The organism is Desulfococcus sp. (genome assembly GCF_041737845.1).
Taxonomy (GTDB): Bacteria; Desulfobacterota; Desulfobacteria; order Desulfobacterales; family Desulfococcaceae; genus Desulfococcus.
In genome coordinates this window covers 1-20,136 of the sequence record NZ_JBGSQX010000123.1, presented here as the reverse complement: position 1 = coordinate 20,136, position 20,136 = coordinate 1, and the positions used below count along the sequence as shown (strand labels likewise).

At 59.9% G+C, this 20,136-nt stretch carries 15 protein-coding genes and 1 pseudogene; 4 read left to right on the top strand and 12 right to left on the bottom strand.

Annotation, left to right across the window (positions count from 1 at the left end; all coding sequences use genetic code 11):
• Positions 1 to 241 precede the first annotated feature (241 nt).
• From ACEW8N_RS14555 to ACEW8N_RS14540, 4 genes are all read left to right on the top strand, one after another.
• Positions 242 to 652 (top strand): DUF2846 domain-containing protein, encoded by a 411-nt coding sequence (locus ACEW8N_RS14555; protein WP_373500562.1) that lies wholly within the window; start codon positions 242 to 244, stop codon positions 650 to 652.
• Between the two features lie 146 nt (positions 653 to 798).
• Entirely contained in the window at positions 799 to 1,293 is a 495-nt protein-coding gene (locus tag ACEW8N_RS14550; RefSeq protein ID WP_373500561.1) for a DUF4405 domain-containing protein, read from the top strand.
• Positions 1,294 to 1,662: 369 nt separating this feature from the next.
• A complete protein-coding gene (locus tag ACEW8N_RS14545; RefSeq protein WP_373500560.1) occupies positions 1,663 to 2,172 on the top strand; it encodes a DUF2938 domain-containing protein in 510 nt (169 codons plus the stop codon).
• A 246-nt stretch (positions 2,173 to 2,418) separates the two neighbouring features.
• Positions 2,419 to 2,934, top strand: a complete 516-nt coding sequence (locus tag ACEW8N_RS14540; RefSeq protein ID WP_373500559.1) for a hypothetical protein — start codon at positions 2,419 to 2,421, stop codon at positions 2,932 to 2,934.
• A gap of 333 nt (positions 2,935 to 3,267) precedes the next feature.
• On the opposite strand, the gene ACEW8N_RS14535 is transcribed toward ACEW8N_RS14540, so the two are convergent.
• The 12 genes and pseudogenes from ACEW8N_RS14535 to ACEW8N_RS14480 all read right to left on the bottom strand — a co-directional run.
• Entirely contained in the window at positions 3,268 to 4,809 is a 1,542-nt protein-coding gene (locus tag ACEW8N_RS14535) for a 2-isopropylmalate synthase (RefSeq protein WP_373500558.1), read from the bottom strand.
• Positions 4,810 to 5,010: 201 nt separating this feature from the next.
• Positions 5,011 to 6,597, bottom strand: a complete 1,587-nt coding sequence (cimA, locus tag ACEW8N_RS14530) for a citramalate synthase (protein WP_373500557.1) — start codon at positions 6,595 to 6,597, stop codon at positions 5,011 to 5,013.
• A 68-nt stretch (positions 6,598 to 6,665) separates the two neighbouring features.
• Positions 6,666 to 7,718: a ketol-acid reductoisomerase gene (gene ilvC, locus ACEW8N_RS14525; RefSeq protein WP_373500556.1), complete on the bottom strand. Its 1,053-nt coding sequence runs from the start codon at positions 7,716 to 7,718 to the stop codon at positions 6,666 to 6,668.
• 46 nt (positions 7,719 to 7,764) lie between these two features.
• Positions 7,765 to 8,256 (bottom strand): acetolactate synthase small subunit, encoded by a 492-nt coding sequence (ilvN, locus tag ACEW8N_RS14520; protein WP_373500555.1) that lies wholly within the window; start codon positions 8,254 to 8,256, stop codon positions 7,765 to 7,767.
• A 47-nt stretch (positions 8,257 to 8,303) separates the two neighbouring features.
• The gene (gene ilvB / locus ACEW8N_RS14515) at positions 8,304 to 9,992 is read right to left on the bottom strand and encodes a biosynthetic-type acetolactate synthase large subunit (protein ID WP_373500554.1); all 1,689 of its coding nucleotides are present in this window, start codon (positions 9,990 to 9,992) and stop codon (positions 8,304 to 8,306) included.
• Between the two features lie 42 nt (positions 9,993 to 10,034).
• Positions 10,035 to 11,705, bottom strand: coding sequence for a dihydroxy-acid dehydratase (ilvD, locus tag ACEW8N_RS14510; RefSeq protein ID WP_373500553.1), 1,671 nt, complete (start codon positions 11,703 to 11,705; stop codon positions 10,035 to 10,037).
• Between the two features lie 277 nt (positions 11,706 to 11,982).
• Entirely contained in the window at positions 11,983 to 14,274 is a 2,292-nt protein-coding gene (gene topA / locus ACEW8N_RS14505; RefSeq protein ID WP_373500552.1) for a type I DNA topoisomerase, read from the bottom strand.
• A gap of 27 nt (positions 14,275 to 14,301) precedes the next feature.
• Positions 14,302 to 15,450: a DNA-processing protein DprA gene (gene dprA, locus ACEW8N_RS14500; protein ID WP_373500551.1), complete on the bottom strand. Its 1,149-nt coding sequence runs from the start codon at positions 15,448 to 15,450 to the stop codon at positions 14,302 to 14,304.
• A 44-nt stretch (positions 15,451 to 15,494) separates the two neighbouring features.
• Positions 15,495 to 16,535, bottom strand: coding sequence for a protein translocase subunit SecF (secF, locus tag ACEW8N_RS14495; protein WP_373500550.1), 1,041 nt, complete (start codon positions 16,533 to 16,535; stop codon positions 15,495 to 15,497).
• Positions 16,536 to 16,597: 62 nt separating this feature from the next.
• Positions 16,598 to 18,169: a protein translocase subunit SecD gene (gene secD / locus ACEW8N_RS14490; protein ID WP_373500549.1), complete on the bottom strand. Its 1,572-nt coding sequence runs from the start codon at positions 18,167 to 18,169 to the stop codon at positions 16,598 to 16,600.
• 154 nt (positions 18,170 to 18,323) lie between these two features.
• Positions 18,324 to 18,692 (bottom strand): preprotein translocase subunit YajC, encoded by a 369-nt coding sequence (gene yajC, locus ACEW8N_RS14485; protein WP_373500548.1) that lies wholly within the window; start codon positions 18,690 to 18,692, stop codon positions 18,324 to 18,326.
• Positions 18,693 to 18,828: 136 nt separating this feature from the next.
• Positions 18,829 to 20,136, bottom strand: a pseudogene (locus ACEW8N_RS14480) (hypothetical protein); the annotation flags it as partial.

Below are 20,136 nucleotides of genomic sequence, written 5' to 3'. Positions count from 1 at the left end.
ACATGGGCTGGCTCCGAACGGTCAGTTCCAGCATCCCATCCGAGGAAGTGGTCCGGTCGGTCGTCCAGCAGGAGTACTACCATAATTTTCGCGCTTTCAGCACTGACGCGATTTATCGAATTATTATGTCAAAGAACCGTGGCCCGCGTGAGAGCGCTTTGCCGCTGGCCGCATAAAGGGATCAGAACTCTGGACTGACGAGATAATAAGTTGCGCAACTGCGGGGCCAAAATATTCCACTGTGAAAAACAATATCGTCGGATTATCAAGTGAAAAGAGTAGAATAGTATTTTATCGCCCAGATATATTATTTGGCGCCGCAGGTCAACCGGACATACTTCTAGATGGCAATAAAGTGGGCAGATCGTTACGTGGTACCGTTTTCTACGTTGATATTGAACCAGGAAAACATCAGATTACCGTTCCTGCAATGTTATATCCTGGTGAAACGACAATTAATATTGAAGCCATACAAGGTGAGTTGATCTACGTTAAAACGTCTATGGGTGGTGCCTCCTTCATAGGAAGAACGGATGTTGAGAAGATTAACGCTGAGCAAGCGATAAAGGAAATCGAAAATCTGGTATTTCTTTCGGAACCAAATCGTCCCCAAAAAGCCAGCAATTATCGGGAGAAGGAAAGCTATCGATGACTCCTCCGCCCATACAACCTGACCTACAGCCCGCATATCCGGCGGTTCGGGTGATCAGGCAAAGCGAGACCTTCCAAGGATGGCCTAAAAATCGAAGGAAAGCCATCAAACTGGTGGTCAAACAATGATCCTATTTATGAATACCCATGAACGGATTTTATCAAGGATACCGGAACAATTCAGAACTTGCTTGGAATCATCGCTATTGCCATCCAAGACCATCGCCTGGATTCGGCATCCGCAGAAGGCTCTGTATTGAGAGAAATTTATCTATACTTACCTATCAACTAATTGGAATGAAAAAGAATTCTATAAAATATATTATTAATACAATCCTGTTCATAGATATTTGTTCCATCGCTGTGATTGGATTATTGCTGGCTTTTGTAATACCCGAAGGAAAGGCAGCTCAGGCCTCAAAATATTTCCTTGGACTGCACCGGCATGATTGGAGAGATATCCACCTTTATCTTTCCCTTCTATTATTGGTACTTTTGATTTTCCATCTTTCGTTCAATTCGACTTGGATTGTCCAATCTACGAAACACTTTTTCGGAAATAGATGGAAACATGCTTTGTGGTGTTTTTCAGGAGCCTGGATATTGGTATTGGTGATTGCCTGGATTGCCGCAAAAATATGAGCTTTTGATATCGGGCTCAAGGGAAGCCTCACGACTCCCCTCTCCCAAGCCACGACTCATAAGGGTCCGCACCAGACGGTTCACAAAACCTACCGGACCGTGGCCGGGTAATGAATTTTCACCAATAGTCCGTCGGCTCATAGCATTGCACTCGGGCTTCCTTCAGGCAATACATCGCGACAACCCCCTTGCCTTTGGGTAATGTTTATGTCTATATCTCAAGATATTGACAGGATTCACACATAGGGGACTTTCACCCCATAAGTTCATGCCCATGTCGGACGTACACATAACGCTCCAGCGGAGCTTCGCTATCGCTCAGCCCGTTGATCTTTACGTTACGCAGCAACATCCATGTCGAGGTAGATCATGAGCATTGAAGAAAACTACATCCTTGGTGCAATTGCCATTGGTATTGGCGCAACTCTGGTCATGGACCTTTGGAATCTGTTCCTGAAGCGTACGTTCAGCATTCCTTCGCTCAACTACTGTTTGCTCGGACGATGGCTTCGCCACATGCCGGGGGGCACTTTTAGACATGCGAGTATCACCGCCGCCCCGCAGAAAACCTTTGAGTGCACGGTTGGCTGGATTGCCCACTACACTATTGGTGTCGTGTTCGCGCTTGTGTTCGTCGTTCTGACATCAGGTGACTGGCTTGCGCGACCAACTTTGCTGCCTGCGCTGCTCTACGGCATTGGCACCGTAGTGTTCCCGTTCTTCATCATGCAACCGTCGTTCGGCCTCGGCATTGCTGCCTCAAGAACGCCCAAACCAATGCAGGCCAGGCTGAAGAGCCTTGTGACACATACCGTATTCGGAGGCGGGCTGTATGTATGTGCACTTTGCGTGAGTTACGCGCTGCGGGTTCATGTCTAACCCACAAGGTTTGATCTGACCAGGCGGAAAGATATATCCCATGAGAAGCCGATCCGACTCCCCGCTCAGAATCAAACCTTTATCAGGATAGTGAGTAGCCTCACGGCTACCCCCTCCCACGCCAACGGATATTTACGGGTCATGTATCCGGCGGCTCGGCTGATCAGGCAGAACGAGATCCTTGAAGAAACAAGCCGATTCGTGGATGAAATACAGCGCACTTAATCCAATCCAAGGACACATCAGGTGGCTACAAAGAAGCGACATAAGAAAGCAAAAAGAATATCAAACCGGCAGGCCAAAACTTTTCCAAAGAAGCAGAAGATAGAGATTCTGCGCCCGAAATTACAGGTTGATTTCATCAAGGGATTCGAGAAGGTCAAGTCGCCCGCTGGCGAGCCCGCCGGAGAAATCAAGATGTCCGCTGTGATCCTGAAGATTGCCGAACCCCTGATCAAACTGTGCGGGGGGAATGAAAATCGAATCCAATCGACTATTGCCTTTTCGGTCGCCGTCTGGAATATGTCAATGACTCCAGAAGATCAACAAGAAGACTTTCAAAATAAAATCATCGAGCAGATTTTCCCAACAGGCGGAGATGCAGAAGATATCGGCTCATTTGTCTATATGATTGATTTGCTATTGGAAAGAAAAAAGAGTTATTTCCCTGATATTCATAAGGTTATTGTAGAGCACCGCCTAACTCTATCCGGTGACGATATCCATCTGGATGTGATGTCAGCGCCTATCGAAAAACATTAGATCCAGTTCGCTGCACAAGGGACGTTCGAACGCTCTTTACGTGCTGTTTTACTGCATCGGAGACTGGCTTGGGATTACAGGCTCAGGATTGGCTTACAGACAGGGCGGCTGGAGTGCTCTGGTATCTATTTTCATGGTGATGTTAACTATTCCCTTCAGCGCCGGCATTGGCGAGCGCAAAAGCAGCAACCACCGATCGGGATAGGGATCAGCCTCACGGCTGCCCCCTGCCACACCCCGCGGCAAACGAGCACGTACTTGCGACGGGGTGTGTTATGGATGCCCGGCCCGCCGGAAGGCCGCGATGGGCCTTCCGGGCGGTTCTCGGGTCTGCTACACGGTCTGCTGGGAGGCATGGACCGGGTGGGCCTTCAGGTATTCCAACCGGTTGAGGCCGTTGATATAGGCCTTGGCGCTGGCCGTGATGATGTCGGGGTCGGTGCCGCGGCCCAGGGCCACCAGGCCGTTTTCCCGCAGGCGGACCGTCACCTCGCCCTGGGCGTCGGTGCCGCCGCTCAGGGCCGACACCGTGAACCGCAGCAGCTCGGAACTTGTCCCCGTCAGCTTGGCGATGGTGTTGTAGGCCGAGTCGATGGGGCCGTTGCCCCAGTCCGCCCCCCGGACCTTTCTGCCGTTGATGGAGAGCTCCACGCTGGCCATGGGCATGACCGTCGTGCCGGCCGAGACGTGCAGGTACTCCAGCTTGAAGTATTCCGTGGTCCTCAGGATCCCTTCGGTCACGACCACCTCCAGGTCCTCGTCCACGACGTGCTTCTTCTTGTCGGCCAGCTCCTTGAACTTGGTGAAGACGATGTTCAGCTCCTCGTCCGAGAGGTCGTAGCCCAGATCCCGCAGCCGGTCCCTCAGGGCGTGGCGGCCGGAATGTTTTCCCAGGACCAGCTTGTTGGCGTTGAGGCCGATGGCCTCGGGCTGCATGATCTCGTAGGTCATGGGGTTTTTCAAAACCCCGTCCTGATGGATGCCGGCCTCGTGGGCAAAGGCGTTGGCCCCGACGATGGCCTTGTTGGGCTGGACGATCATGCCCGTGATCATGCTCACCAGGCGGCTGGTGGGGTAGATCTGCTCGGTATGGATCCCCGTGGTCATGGGCAGGCAGTTGCTGCGGGTCCGGAGGGCCATGACCACCTCCTCCAGGGAGGTGTTGCCGGCCCGCTCGCCGATGCCGTTGACCGTCACCTCGGCCTGGCGGGCCCCCGCCGCGATGGCGGCCAGGGTGTTGGCCGTGGCCAGCCCCAGGTCGTTGTGGCAGTGAACGCTCAGGATCGCCCGGTGCATGTCCGGGGTGTGGTCCAGGACATACCGGGCCAGTTCGGCGAATTCGCTGGGGATGGCATAGCCTACGGTGTCGGGGAGGTTGATGACGGTGGCCCCGGCCGCGATGGCCGCGCCGAAGACCTTGCACAGGTAATCCCGGTCGCTCCGGGAGGCGTCCTCGGCGGAGAACTCCACCTGGTCGGTCAAAGACTTGGCGTATTTCACCGCCTCCGTGGCCGCCGCGACGACCTGGTCCCGGTCCATCTTCAGCTTGTACTTGAGATGGATGTCGGAGGTGGCGATGAAGGTGTGGATTTTCGGGTTCCTGGCATGCTTCACCGCCTGCCAGGCCCGGTCGATGTCGGCCTTTCCGGTGCGGCACAGGCCGGCCACCTGGGTTCGCTGCAGTTTTGCGGCGATGGCTGAAACCGCTTCGAAATCGCCTTCGGACGCGGCGGGAAAGCCGGCCTCCAAAACGTCCACGCCCAGTTTTTCCAGTTGTACGGCCAGCCGCAGCTTCTCCGCGGTGTTCATGCTGGCGCCGGGGGACTGCTCGCCGTCTCTCAGGGTGGTGTCGAAGATATATACGCGATCGGTCATGATATGCTCCTTTGTTCAGGGGATGCCCGGGCATCGGGCAAAAAATTAAGATTGTGTCCACTTCCGGCACCGTTGTGCCGGGGTTGCAGGGATTTTCCCATTGTTCAGCGGAGCATGGGCCGCAGGACAAGGCATCCCGGGGATGGTCCTGCGGCGTTGTTTCCTCTCAGAATATGCTGTGTCGTGATCATGAGGGTCCGTTTATTCCGTACATTGCAGGTTCTGCTGCTTGGCCAGCTTGTACTGAAAGCTGTCGGCCAGGGCCTGCCAGCTCGCCTCGATGATGTCCTCGGATACGCCGATGGTGCTCCACAGGTTGTCCTGGTCCCGCGATTCGATGAGCACCCGGACCTTGGCCGCCGTGCCGGCGTTGCCGTCGATCACCCGGACCTTGAAATCCACCAGGTGCATGCTGTCCACATCGGGGAAGAATTGATGGAGCGCCCGCCGCAGGGCGTTGTCCAGGGCGCTGACGGGCCCGTTGCCCTCGGCGGCGGTGATTTCGTCCTTGCAGCCCACGGAGATCTTGACGATGGCGTGGGAGCTGCAGGGGCGGTTTTTTTCCTTTTCGATGACGACCCGGAAGGATTCGAGGTCGAAGGCCGGCTTGTGCTGTTCGGTCAGCTTCTCCAGGAGGATCTTGAACGACCCCTCGGCCGCGTCGAACTGATATCCTTCCTGCTCCAGGGTTTTGATCTCCTGGACGATCTTTCCGGAGTCATGGCCGTTGCCCCCGATCTTCATGCCCATCTCTTTGGCCTTGTATTCGATGTTGCTCTTTCCGGACAGGTCGGAGATCAAAACGTTGCGGGCGTTGCCCACCAGGGCCGGATCGATGTGCTCGTAGGCCGAGGGATCCTTGATCACGGCGCTGACGTGGATGCCGCCCTTGTGGGCAAAGGCGCTCTTGCCGACAAAGGGGCGGGTGTTGAGGGGAACGATGTTGGCCGTCTCGCTGACGAAGCGCGACAGCCCCCGGAGTTTCTTGAGGTTCTCCAGGGTGACGCAGGGCCGCCCCATCTTGACGGCCAGGATGGGGATCAGGGTGATGAGATCGGCGTTGCCGCAGCGCTCGCCGTATCCGTTGATGGTCCCCTGGACCATGACGGCCCCCTGGCGCACGGCTTCGAGGCTGTTGGCCACCGCCAGTCCGCAGTCGTTGTGGGTGTGGATGCCCAGCCGGACCCCCGAATCCCTTACGGCCTCCCGAACCGCCTGAAAGGCCTCGGAGATGAAAAAGGGGAGGCTGCCGCCGTTGGTGTCGCAGAGCACCAGGAGGTCGGCCCCGCCGCGGATCGCCGCGTTCAGGGTCAGCATGGCGTACCCGGGATTGTCCCGGTACCCGTCGAAGAAATGCTCGGCATCGTAGATCACCTCCCGGCCTTTGCGCTTCAGGAAGGCGACGGTTTCCTCGATCATGGCGAGGTTTTCCTCCAGGGTGTTGCTCATGAGCTTTACGTGGAGGTCCCAGGTTTTGCCGAAGATGGCCACCACGGGCGTTTCGCTCTCCACGAGCGCCGCGAGGTTCGGATCGTCCCCCGGGAGCATGCCCGGGCGCCGTGTGGCGCCGAAGGCCGCCAGGCGGGCATGCCTGAATGGGACCGTCTTGGCCATGTCAAAGAACTGCCGGTCCCTGGGGTTAGAGCCCGGCCATCCTCCCTCGATATAGTGGATCCCGATGTCATCCAGTCTCAGGGCGATCTTGAGCTTTTCTTCCGCCGAGAAATTGATGTTTTCTCCCTGGGTTCCGTCTCTCAGCGTGGTGTCGTACAACAGGACCGGTTCCATCTTGGGTCTCCTTTGGGTGATGCCGTCATGGGGCGCGGGCGGATGCACCGCGCCTTGGCCTGGCGGCGCTATTTGCTTCGGTTTTCAGGGCGGAGTGCCCTGACGGCCGCCCCGGCGCGCCACATCTCCGAGCGCTTGATCACGTCCAGCTCCGCGTTGAGCTTTTCACGGTAGTCCGGGGCGCTGTTGACGTCCAGGACGCGCCGGGTCTCTCCGCCGTTCCGGACGCTCTCATACAGCCGGTCGAACAGGGGAGCCACCGCATCCCGGAACCGGGGCGCCCAGTCCAAAGCCCCCCGCTGGGCCGTGGTGCTGGTATTGGCGAACATCCAGTCCATGCCGTTTTCCGCCACCAGGCGGATGAGGCTCTGGGTCAGCTCCTCCACGGTTTCATTAAAGGCCTCGCTGGGGCTGTGGCCGTGCCTGCGGAGCAGGGTGTACTGGGCCTCCATGACGCCCGCCAGGCAGCCCATCAGGACGCCCCGCTCGCCGGTGAGATCGCTGTAGACCTCGTTCTCGAAGGTGGTTTCGAACAGGTAGCCCGATCCGATGGCGATCCCCAGGGCCAGGCATCTCTCCCGGGCACGGCCCGTGTAATCCTGGAAAACGGCGAAGCTGGAGTTGATGCCGCTGCCGTCGAGGAAGTTGGTGCGGACCGTCCGGCCCGAGCCCTTGGGCGCGGCCAGGATGACATCCACGTCGGCGGGCGGCACGATGCCGGTCTGGTCCTTGTAGACCACGCCGAAGCCGTGGGAGAAACAGAGGGCGTTCCCGGCCTTGAGGCAGCTTTTGATCCCGGGCCACAGGGCCACCTGGCCTGCGTCGGAGAGAAGATACTGGATGACGGTGGCTTTTGCGGCCGCCTCCTCGATGGGGAAAAGGGTCTTCCCCGGCACGAAGCCGTCGGCCACGGCCCGGTCCCACGAGGCCCCGCCTTTCCGCTGCCCCACGATGACCTGGATGCCGTTATCCCGCATGTTGAGGGCCTGCCCCGGGCCCTGGACCCCGTAGCCGATCACCGCCACAACCTCCTTGTCGAGCATCTCCCTGGCTTTTTCCAGGGTGAATTCCTCCGAGGTGATCACCTCTTCCATAACGCCGCCAAAATCGATCTTTGCCATGTGAATGTTTCTCCTTTAGAGCTGATGCTGCATGTTCATGATAAGGCTATTTGGGTTCCCGGAAGAGCGCGATGGCCCCGGTGCGGGCGATCTCCTTGATGCCGATGGGCTTGAGCAGGGTCAGGAGCGCCTCCAGCTTTCCCTCGTCGCCGGTGACTTCGATGGTGTAGTGCTCGGGCCCCACGTCCACGATCTTGCCCCGGAAGATGTCCACGATCCGGAGGATTTCAGCCCGGGTCTCGGGCTTGGCGTTCATCTTGATCAGGGCCAGCTCCCGCTGGATGTATCGCGATCCGGTCAGTTCGTTGACCTTGATGACGTTGATCAGCTTGTTGAGCTGTTTCTTGACCTGCTCGACGACGGGCTGATTCCCCTTGGTGACGATGGTCAGACGGGAGACGTTGTCGTCCACGGTCTCGGCCACGCAGAGACTTTCGATGTTGTACCCCCTGCCGCTGAAGAGCCCGGCGATTCTCGAAAGGACCCCCGGCTGGTTGTCGACCAGGATGGACAGGACATGTTTTTCCTCTGATAGCATTTGCGACTCCTCGTGTTGGGATCGATTCGCTTGGGTCCGCCGGCCCGTCAGACCAGCAGCATCTCCGTAATGGGCTTGCCGGCCGGGACCATGGGGTAGACGCCTTCCTCCCGTTCCACGACAAAATCCATGATGACGGGCTTCTTGGCCGCAAGTCCCTCGGCGAGGACCTTTTCCACCTCATCGGGCCGGGTCGCCCTGAGCCCGAGGGCGCCGTAGGCATCGGCCAGCTTCACGAAATCCGGGGCGTGCTCCATGCCGGTGCAGGCGTAGCATTTCTTGTAGAACAGCTCCTGCCATTGCCGCACCATCCCCAGGTATCCGTTGTTCAGGATGACCACCTTGACGGGCAGGTCGAACTGCACGGCCGTGGCCATCTCCTGGATGTTCATCTGGATGCTGCCGTCGCCGGCCACGTCCACCACGAGCTTGTCCGGGCAGGCCACCTGGGCGCCGATGGCCGCGGGCAGGCCGAAGCCCATGACCCCCAGCCCGCCCGAGGTGATGAAATGGCCGGGGTCGTTGAAATGATAGTACTGGGCGGCCCACATCTGGTTCTGCCCCACCTCGGTGGTGATGATGGCCTCGCCGTCGGTCAGCCGGTAAAGCGTTTCGATGACGAACTGGGGCTTGATGATGTCGGGCCCCTGTTCGTAGGCCAGGGGGGTCTTGGCCTTCCATCCGGCGATCTGGGCCAGCCAGCCGCTCCGCTTTTCCGCCAGGTTTCCCAGGTCTTCCTCGTTCAGGAGGGTGTTGATGTGGCCCAGGGTGAGCTTGCAGTCGCCCACCACCGGGATCGCCACCGGGATGTTCTTCCGGATGGAGGTCGGGTCGATGTCGATGTGGACGATCTGGGCCTGGGAGGCGAAGCTGTCCGTCTTGCCGGTGACCCGGTCGTCGAACCGCACCCCGACGGCGATGAGGAGGTCGCATGCGGCGGTGCACTTGTTGGACCGGTAGGTGCCGTGCATGCCGATCATCCCGAGCCACAGGGGGTCGGTGGCCGGAAACGCCCCCAGCCCCATGAGGGAGGTCGTGACGGGGATCTGGACCCGCCGGGCGAACTCCGTCAGCTCTTTGTGGGCCTGGGAGAGGATGACGCCGCCGCCGGCGAAGATCATGGGCCGCCGGGCCATTTTCACCAGCTCCACCACCTTGTAGAGCTGTTTCATGTTGGGGTTGTAGGTCGGGTTGTAGGACCTCAGCTTGACCTTCTTGGGCGGGTGATAGGTCGTGACGGTGTTGACGACGTCCTTGGGCAGGTCCACCAGGACCGGCCCGGGACGGCCGGATCGGGCGATGAAAAAGGCCTCCTTGATGGTCTGGGCCAGCTCGTCGACGTTCAGAACCAGGTAGTTGTGCTTGGTGCAGGGACGGGTGATGCCGACGATGTCCACCTCCTGGAACGCGTCGTTCCCGATGAGGTGGGACGGCACCTGTCCGGTGATGATCACGACGGGAATGGAGTCCATGTAGGCCGAGGCGATGCCCGTCACGGTATTGGTCGCGCCGGGCCCGGAGGTCACCAGGCAGACCCCGACCCTGCCGCTGGCCCGGGCGTACCCGTCGGCCGCGTGGATCGCGCCCTGCTCGTGGCGGACCAGGATGTGCCGGATATCCGTCCGGAACAGTTCGTCATAGATGTCGAGGACCGCGCCGCCCGGATATCCGAAGATGGTGTCCACGCCTTCATCCTTCAGCACTTTCATGAGGATCTGCGCGCCGGTGAGCTTCATAATAACCTCCTTGAGGGTGTAAAACGCAACATTCTGCTGCGGCTAACGGCTCTCAACCACCGCGCCGCGGCTGGCCGAAGAGACCATCTGCGCATATCGGGCCATGTATCCCCGGGTGATTTTGGGTTCCGGAGCGGTCCACCGGCTTTTTCTCGCGGCCAGGGTGTCGTCGGGCACCTTCAGCGTGATGGTCTTGTTCGGGATGTCGATGGCGATCCGGTCCCCCTCCTCGACCAGGGCGATGGGGCCGCCCGCCATGGCCTCGGGCGAAACATGCCCGATGGAGGCGCCCCGGGTCCCGCCCGAGAACCGACCGTCCGTCAAAAGGGCGACGTGGGCGTCGAGGCCCATGCCCGCGATGGTGGAGGTCGGGGTCAGCATCTCCCGCATCCCCGGACCGCCCCTGGGCCCCTCGTAGCGGATGACGACCACGTCCCCCTTTTGGATCTTCCCGGCCATGATGGCCCCGGAGGCGGCCTCCTCCGAGTCGAACACCCGGGCCGGCCCCTCGTGGCGCATCATCTCCTCCCGGACCGCCGACTGCTTCACCACGCAGCCTTCGGGCGCCAGGTTGCCGAAGAGGACCGCCAGGCCGCCCTGCTGGTGGTAGGGGTCGCCGACGGGCCGGATGACGTCGGGGTCCAGGATCTCGGCGCCTTCGATGTTGGCGCCCACGGTATCGCCGGTGGCGGTGACACAGTCGAGGTGGATCCGGCCGAGTTCCGCCAGGGCCTTCATGACGGCGGGGATGCCGCCGGCCCGGTTCAGATCTTCGATATGGTCCTTGCCGCCCGGACTGAGGGAGCAGAGATGGGGGGTTTTCCCGCTCACCGTGTTGATCATGTCGAGGTCGATCGCCACCTCGGCCTCCGCGGCGATGGCTGCCAGATGGAGGACGGTGTTGGTGGAGCAGCCCAGGGCCATGTCCACGGCGAGGGCGTTCTGAAAGGCCTTCTCAGTCAGGATCTTCCTCGGCGTGATCCCCTTTTCCAGGAGTGTCATCACCGCCATGCCCGCCTGTTTGGCCAGGCGGATCCGGGCGGCCATGACCGCCGGAATGGTGCCGTTGCCGGGCAGGCCCATGCCGATGGCCTCGGTGAGGCAGTTCATGGAGTTGGCCGTGAACATGCCGGAGCAGGATCCGCAGGTGGGGCAGGCCGCATCCTCGATCTCCAGAAGCTCCGACTCGGTCATCCGTCCGGATTTCACGGCGCCGACCGATTCAAAGACGGTGATGAGATCCACCTTTTTCCCGGTCCTCGGGTGGCGCCCCGCCAGCATGGCGCCGCCGCTCACCACCACCGCGGGCAGATCGAGGCGGGCGGCAGCCATGAGCATGCCCGGGACGATCTTGTCGCAGTTGGGGACCAGCACCAGGGCATCGAGGGCGTGGGCCGTGGCCATGACCTCGATGGAATCGGCGATCAGTTCCCGGCTGCCCAGGGAGTATTTCATGCCGGCATGGTTCATTGCGATGCCGTCGCAGACCCCGATCACCCCGAACTCGATAGGGGTGCCGCCCGCCATGTAAACGCCGACCTTGACCGCGTCGACGATCTTGTCGAGATGGATATGGCCGGGCACGATGCTGTTGACCGAATTGGCGATGCCGACGAGAGGTCTCCCGATTTCAGTGTCGGTATAGCCCATCGCCTTGAACAGAGCCCGGTGGGGCGCCCGCTCCAGCCCTTTTTTCGCGATGTCGCTTTTCATGGATCGCAGTCTTTCTTTTCCAAAAAAAAAAATCCGTTATCGGCCTTGGGCTGATAACGGATTTCGGAGTTTTTTGTCTTGTTTTCGTCAGGCCATTATCAACCCTTTTCTGCCTCGATGGGAAGGAGTACCCCAAGGAGGAGAACGATAATCAGAAGAATAATAATGGCGATGTTTATCACGAAATGCTAACCCTCTTGAATGATTTGGTTCCGTCCTAACAGGCTTTGGCGGCCGTGTCAACTCTTTTCATGGCCGGGGGGATAATGATTTCGGCTCACGACTCCTCCTTGTCGGGTTCGGTGGTCCTGTGGCCGCAGGCGGGGTTCAGGCACATGAGGAAGGTGCCGTCCTTCTTGGTGCTCTTTTCGACCAGGAACCCGGCATCACACTGGGGGCAGGGGACACCCACCGGTTTGTCCCAGATGGCGTACTTGCATTCCGGGAACCGGCTGCATCCGTAAAAGACCTTTCCCCGCTTTGACCGGCGCTCGACAAGCTCCCCGCCGCACCCTTCCTCCGGGCACCTGACCCCTGTCGACTGACCGCCGACCTCGGCGCTGGCGGACTGGGTGTGCTTGCATTCGGGATACCCGCTGCACGCCAGGAAGGTGCCGTAGCGGCCGCGCTTGACGGTCATGGGTTTGCCGCATTTTTCGCAGGCCTTGTCGACGGCATCGTCCGAGACGGGCTCGATGATCTGGATGTTGCCTTTTTCATCCCGGGTGTAATCCCGGCTGAAATTGCAGTCGGGATAGCTGCTGCAGGCCAGGAAGGGTCCGTTCTTGCCCACCTTGATGTGAAGTTCGCTCCCGCACTGGGGGCAGCGGATGCCGGTGGACGAGCCCACCCCCTTCATGCTCAGCATGCCTTCGGCGGCAGCCTCAAGCTCATTTGAAAACGGGGCGTAAAAGCCTTCGAGAATCATTTTGGAATTGATCTCCGCCGCCTCGACCCGATCCAGGTCGTCCTCCATCTTGGCCGTGAACTCGACGTTGAAGATGTCGGGAAAGCTCTTCACCACGAGGTCGTTGACGATGAGCCCCAGTTCGCTCGGACGGAAATAGCCCTTCTGCCGCTCCACGTACCCCTTCTCCTGGATCGTGGACAGAATCGTCGCGTAGGTGCTTGGACGGCCGATGCCGTTTTCCTCCAGCTCCTTGACCAGGGAGGCTTCTGAAAATCTCGGCGGCGGCTGGGTGAAATGCTGTCTGGGATCCAACCCCCCGAGGATGAGCCGTGCCCCCTCGGCAAGCTCCGGAAGGACGGTTTTGTCCTGCTCGGGGGCGTCCTTCTCATCCGCGACCTCGTACAGGGCCATGAATCCGGGGAATTTAACGACGGAGCCGGTGGCCTTGAACCGGTAGTCCCCGATGCGGATCGTCACGGCGTTGTTGTCGATGACGGCGGGCTGCATCTGGGAGGCCACGAACCGCTTCCAGATCAGGGTGTAGAGCGCCGCCTGATCCGCGGTGAGGTAAGGCTTGACCTGCTCGGGGGTATGGTAGACCGAGGTGGGGCGGATGGCTTCGTGGGCGTCCTGGACCTTCTTCCGGTTCTTGAAAAACCGCGGCTGACCCGCGGCATACGGGGCGCCGAACTGCTCCCCGATCAGCCGGATGGCCTCCTCGGCCGCCTCGGCGGCGATCCGGATGGAGTCGGTCCTCATGTAGGTGATCATGCCGGTCGGCTCCCCGGACGCCAGTTCGACGCCCTCATAGAGCTGCTGGGCCACCATCATCGCCTTTTTGGCGGAGAATCGCAGCTTTCGGATGGCATCCTGCTGAAGCTTGCTGGTGGTGAACGGCGGGAGCGGGTTCCTGCGGGTCGTTTTCTGGAGGATCTTCTCGACGACGACATCTTTTCCCGCAAGGTCGTTCAGGATCTCTCTTGCGGCGGCTTCGTCGGGAATGGTGATTTTCTGGTCGTTTTTTTTCGCCAGCTTCGCCGTGAACGGCGGGGGCGTTTCGGTGGAGAGATGGGCCGAAATGGTCCAGTATTCCTCCGAATTGAAGGCCTGAATGGCCTTTTCCCGTTCGCAGATGATGCGGACGGCAACGGACTGGACCCGCCCGGCGCTCAGGCCGTTCTTGACCTTGCGCCAGAGCAGGGGGGAGATATGGTAGCCCACGAGCCGGTCGAGGATCCGCCTTGCTTTCTGTGCGTCATACTTATTGTCGTTCAGGGGTTCGGGCGAATTCATGGCGTCGCGGATTCCCGTCTCCGTCAGCTCATGGAAGAGGACCCGGTGAAACCGCCGGCCCTTTTTTTTCAGCACCTCGGCCGTGTGCCAGGCAATGGCCTCCCCCTCGCGATCCGGGTCGGGCGCCAGGTAGATGTCTTCCGCATCCCCGGCTTCCTTCTTCAAGGAGGAGATCACCTTCTGTTTTCCCGGGATCACCCGGTACTGGGGCTGGAAATCCTGTTCGATATCGATGCCCATCTCTTTGGAAGGCAGATCCTTGATATGGCCCACGGTGGCCGCCACGTTAAAGACGTTGCCAAGGTATTTCTTGATGGTTTTGACTTTGGTGGGGGACTCTACGACAACTAGCGGTTTGCTGCTCACCTTAATTTATCCTTAACGCTTATCGCGTTAGCTTTTGCTGATGCTGGTTCTTTTGTCTGTTTCAATCGAAAACATCTTTCCCGGGGTCTGGATGACGACCCCCTTCAATTCCATCCGCATCAGGAGGGCGGACAGCATTCCCGGGTCCATGCCGAGGCTCCGAACGAGGAGATCGATATGGACCGGATAGGGGCCCAAAGCGGCCGCGACCCGGGCCTCCTCGGGGGTGAGGGGCGGTGTGTCCTTCAGCCGCATCTCCGTCGAATCGGCCTCCGGGGCCTGCGGGTTCCAGGCAAGGTGGCGTGTCGCGGATTCGGGAAGCTCCTCGATGATATCCGCCATGGTCTCCACCAGCTTGGCCCCTTGTTTGATGAGAAAATGGGCTCCCGCGCTCTTCGAGGAATGCACATTCCCCGGCACCGCAAAAACCTCCCGGTTTTGTTCGGCGGAGAGGCGCGCCGTAATGAGCGACCCGCTTTTCCGCGCGGCCTCGACAACGACGGTTCCCAGGGAGATGCCGCTGATGATCCGGTTCCGGACGGGGAAATGATGGGGGTCCGGACCCGCCTTCAGGGGAAACTCGGTGATGACCGCGCCGGATGCCGCAATCCGCTGGACCAGATCCCGGTTGGCCTCCGGATAGATCCGCTCAAGGCCGGTCCCCAGAACGGCGATAGTCTTGCCGGAAGCAGCCAGGGCGCCGCGGTGGGCGGCGGTGTCGATCCCCCTCGCCAGCCCGCTTACGATGGTGATCCCGGCCGCCGCCATCTCCCGGCAGAGCTTTTCCGCCGTATACCGCCCGTAGGCGGTGGCGTTGCGCGCCCCCACCACGGCGATGTTTCGCGAACAGTCCCCCAGGGCGCCCAGGACGTACAGGAACGGTGGCGGATCGGGGATCTGGGTCAGGAGCGCCGGATAGCCCGGGTCGTTCATGGTCAGTATGGAGTAATCACTCCGGTCTACCTGTGCAAGTTCCTTTTTGACGGCGTCGGTCAGGGGCTGGCCTTTGATGGCGGCGGCCAGCCGCTGGGAGACGCCCTCCACCGCGGCGATCTCTCCATGGGGGGCCGCAAAGACGCGGTCGGGGGAATGGAATCGATCCATGAGCCGTCGGAAGAGGTGATTTCCGATGCCCGGGACGCTTCGCAGCCTGAACCAGGGTTCCAGTCTGCTCATGGATTCGGATTCCAATGGTTCAAGCCTCCTGAAGCCTTGGGGGATCAGCGTTTCCCGGCGGCCTTCTGCCATGCGATCAGAATCGGGCTGGCCACATAGATCGACGAATAGGTGCCGATGCCGATGCCGACGAGCAGGGCGAAGGCGAAATCGTGGATAATGCCGCCGCCCAGGAAAAAGAGGGCGGCGACCACGACCAGGGTGGTCCCCGAGGTCAGGATCGTCCGGGAGAGGGTTTCGTTGATGCTCCGGTTGATGATGACCTCCATGGGGTTCTTGGTGAATTTTTTCAGGTTTTCCCGGATGCGGTCGAAGACGATGATGGTGTCGTTCAGGGAATAGCCGATGATCGTCAGGAGGGCCGCGATGATGGGCAGGGAAAACTCCTTGTTGAAGAGGGCAAAGACGCCCACGGTGATGGTGACGTCATGGATCAGCGCCACGATGGCCCCCATGGCGTACTTGAATTTCAGGAACCAGAAGAGCACGAGGCTCACGATCAGGGCCGAGAAGATCAGGAACGGGATGCTCATCTTCAGCAGGGAAAGCAGGTAGACCGCGCCGATGAGAACGGCCGCCATGGCGCCGGACTGGACCCATTTCAGCTCGAACCGGCCGGAGATGTAGATGGTGATGAAAAGGAGAGCGTAGAACATGGCGAAGAGGGCCTTCTCCCGGAGATCCCTGCCCACCTGGGGGCCGACCATTTCCAGGCGGCGGATCTCGACCTCGGCACCGGTGGCGGTTTTCAGGGTGTCGCCCAGCTTCTCCTGAAAGCCTTCGGCGGCTTCCTCGGACACGTCGCTCCGAATGAGGAACTCATTGTCCTCGGGCTCCCCGAAGATCTGGATCGTCGGCTGCCGGATGCCGACATCCGCCAGCCCCTTCCGGATCGCATCCGTTTTCACGGCGGCGTCGAACTTGACCTGGACCACGGTGCCTCCGGCGAAGTCGATTCCGTACTTCGGTCCGCCGTCGATGATGAGGCTGATGATGCTGATCAGGATCAGCGCGCCGGATATGCCGTAGGCGATGATCCGCTTGCCGATGAAGTCGATGTTGATGTCGGGCTTGATGAACTGCATGGTTCGTTATCCTTGGGTGATGGGTTCGGTCCAGTGGGTGCAGCCGATTTCGGGCGTGCGGCTCATATGCTGATTCTTTTAACCCGACGGTGGACGAGCAGATAGTCGAAGATGATCCTCGTCACGAAAAGCGCCGTAAACAGGCTGGCAATCACTCCGAGACACAGGGTGACGGCGAATCCCTTGACGGGGCCCGTGCCGAATTGAAACAGGACCAGGGCGGCGATGAGGGTCGTCACGTTGGCGTCCATGATGGTCAGCGTGGCCCGCTCGTAGCCGGCGCTGACCGCCGAATGCTGTGTCTTGCCGATCCGGAGCTCCTCCCGGATGCGCTCGAAGACGAGCACGTTGGCGTCGACGGCCATGCCGATGGTCAGGATGATCCCGGCGATGCCGGGCATCGTCAGGGTCGCCTGAAAGGCGGCAAGTCCCGCCGCGATGAGGATAATGTTGAGAACCAGGGCGACGTCGGCGATGACGCCGGACATGTTGTAGTAGACGACCATGAAGACCACCACCAGGATGCTGCCCACAATCATGGAAAAGAGCCCCTGGCGGATGGAGTCGGCGCCCAGGGACGGGCCGACGGTGCGCTCCTCCATCACCTTGACCGGCGCGGGAAGGGCGCCGGCCCTGAGGACGATGGCCAGGTCGCGGGCCTCCTCCGGGGTGAAGTTGCCCGTGATGCGGGCTTCTCCGCCGCTGATCTTCTCCTGGATGACCGGCGCGGAATGGACATTCTGGTCCAGCACGATGGCCAGGCGCTTCTTGACGTTTTCGGCGGTGATCTTCTCGAATATCCGGGCGCCCTTTCGGTCGAAATTGATGGATACGTAGGGTTCGTTGTACTGGGAGTCGATCTGGACCTTGGCATCCGTCAGATAGGCCCCGGTGAGGAGGGCGCCTTTTTTGACCAGGAAGGGCGTCTTGACTTCGCGGCGGGTGTTGGGATCCATCTTGACCTCCCAGAGGAGCTCGGTCCCCGGCGGCGGCGTTTTGTCGACATAGTCCTGGGGCGAGTTGATCTCATCCAGGAGTTTGAATTCGAGCTGGGCGGTCCGCCCGATCAGGTGTTTGGCCCGCTGGGTGTCCTTTATGCCGGGAAGCTGGATCAGGATCTGCTTCTCGCCCTGATTTCGAATGTCGGGCTCGCTCACGCCGAACTGATCGATCCGGTTCCGAATGGTTTCAATGGCCTGGGCCACGGCGAGGGTCTTGATGTGCTCGGTCTCCTTGTCGGGCAGATCCAGTTTCAGGGTGACGACGTCGCCGTCCTGGGTCCTGGAAGCCAACCGCAGGTCGGGAAATTCCCGGTCCAGGAGGGAGTTGACGCCGGCGTCCTGGTCCGACGGGATCGAGAGAAGAACGGCCTGGCCCTGGAGTTCGAGTTTTCCATGCCTGAGGCGCTCGCTCTTCAGGGAATCCCGGATCTCCTGGGTCACGCGTTCGAGGGTTCCCACGACGGCCTTTTCCGTGTCCACCTCGAGGACCAGGTGCATTCCGCCCTGGAGATCCAATCCCAGATTGATCTGTTTACGCGGCCACATGTCCGGCACGAAGGTCGGAATAAGGTAAACGATCGCGGCTGTCAGGACGATACCAAGGATGGTCAGCCTCCATGAGAAGTTCTTCAATGATCCGTTCCTTTCACGATGGGGTGTTGTCAATGATCATGGCAATCATGCCGGACTGATGCGATCTATTGACCGATAGCGAAAAACCCCGGTAAACGAGATGACAGGCAAGAATCATCTCGGTTTAAGACGGGGTTTTTAAGAGATGGCGCGTCTACTTGGATTTCAGATCGTCGGAATCCTGGTCGCCCTTGGCCGGCTGCTTGGCCGGCGAATCCTGAAGCAGGGAGCCGATGAACCCCCGGCTGATTTTTACCCGGACGTTCGGGGCGACTTCAAGGGACAGGGTGTCCGTGTCCAGGCCGACGATGCGACCGTGGAGGCCGCCGTTGGTTACGACGCGGTCGCCTTTTTTCAGGCTGCCGATCATCTCACGGTGCTGTTTGGCTTTTTTCTGCTGGGGACGGATCAACAGAAAATAAAAGATGACGAACATCAAGATCAACGGAACAAACGAGGCGAACCCACCCGCCGCTCCGCCGCCGCCGGCGGGCGGGGCCATTGCATACGCGATATCTATCACAACAAAACCTCCTTATATATATGGTTTAATTCCAAATGTCCGATTCTTGAAAACAAAACGGCGCACATATACTGTAAAACTCCCCGTTCGTCAAATATTTTTCCTGACGATTCCGTATGGGCGCCATGTCCGGCCCTTATGTCGACGGCAGCCAGAGGGTTTCGCCGTCAAACTGGATGTGCCTGATGTCCTCGTAGTTGATCTGTTTGATCAGTTCGATGGCCTTGGCCATGTTGAAGACGATGATCTTGCTCATGGGATGGATGATGTGGATATCCTCCTCCAGGCGATTTTCGCGGAGATTGTAGATGTACACCATTCCTTCCGCAAATTTCAGGATTTTGCCCACGCCCGAACTGGCGCCTCTTTCGTCGGGTTCGTCGTCGCGGGCCGAGAGGGTGATGCCCCGGTGCTTGAAGTTTTCTTTCAGGAACTGGAAGTGGATGTTCCAGATGTTGTCGCTGGGACGGACGATATGGATGCCGTAGGCATTGATCCTTTCACCGGGGAGAAGCCGGTCCGTCAGGGTGTCTTCCAGTTCATCCGCCCGCAGGCGGGTCTTTTTGATCTCCGCTTTGATCTCCGCGGTCGCTTCGGTTTCCGGACGGGCCAGCAGCGTCGTGATTTTTTGTCGCCGGGCCAGTATCCCCTCGTATTTTTCGAGGGCTGTGATGCGTTCGGCAAGGGCGGACCGTTCCCGGATGAGGGCGGCGGTGGTTGCGGTATGCCCTGCCGCGGTGCGGAGGGCGTCGTCGATCTCTTTCAGGCGGACGCGGGATTCGGCCAGAATCTTCAACAGATGGGTTTCCATCGCCGCCGGGTCCGCCGCGGTCCCGAGCCGCACTGCCAGATCCTGCTCCATTTGCTGTTTCTGCAGGGCCAGCAGGTCCGCCTCCGAGGTCAGCTTCTCCCGGAGATCCGGGCTCTCGAGAACGAGTTCCCAGTCCCGGATGGCGGACAGGGCGCGTCGATATTCGTGGTAATCCGCCACCACCTCCCGCAGGCTTTCGAATTCCCGGAGTTTTTCGTCCGTTTCCGGGGCATCGACGGGGGCGTCGGCGAGACCGACGGCCAGCTCCCGGAACCGTTTTTCTTTCTCCTTGAGCTGGGTGTAGAGTCGATCGACCCGCTCCCCTTCGCTCACTGTCGACAGGGTGGGGCCCAGATCCATCTCCACCATGGCGCCGGTTTTCACCCGGATCTTATCGAGGATCTCCTCCATCGGCACGGAGATCCCGCCGACCTCCACGGTTTCCCCCGACTCGACGATCATGTCCACGCTGTCTTTCAGGCCGAACCGCGCCTTCCTGCGCGCCATCAAGGCCTTGAAATCATCGTCGGTGATGTCGTAGTGGACCACGGCATCGGGTTTTTCGGGGGTCTCCGGCCCTGCCGGGGGGGCCGTCGCGGGGGCAGCCGGCGGTTCCGCGCCGGCTCCGGGGGG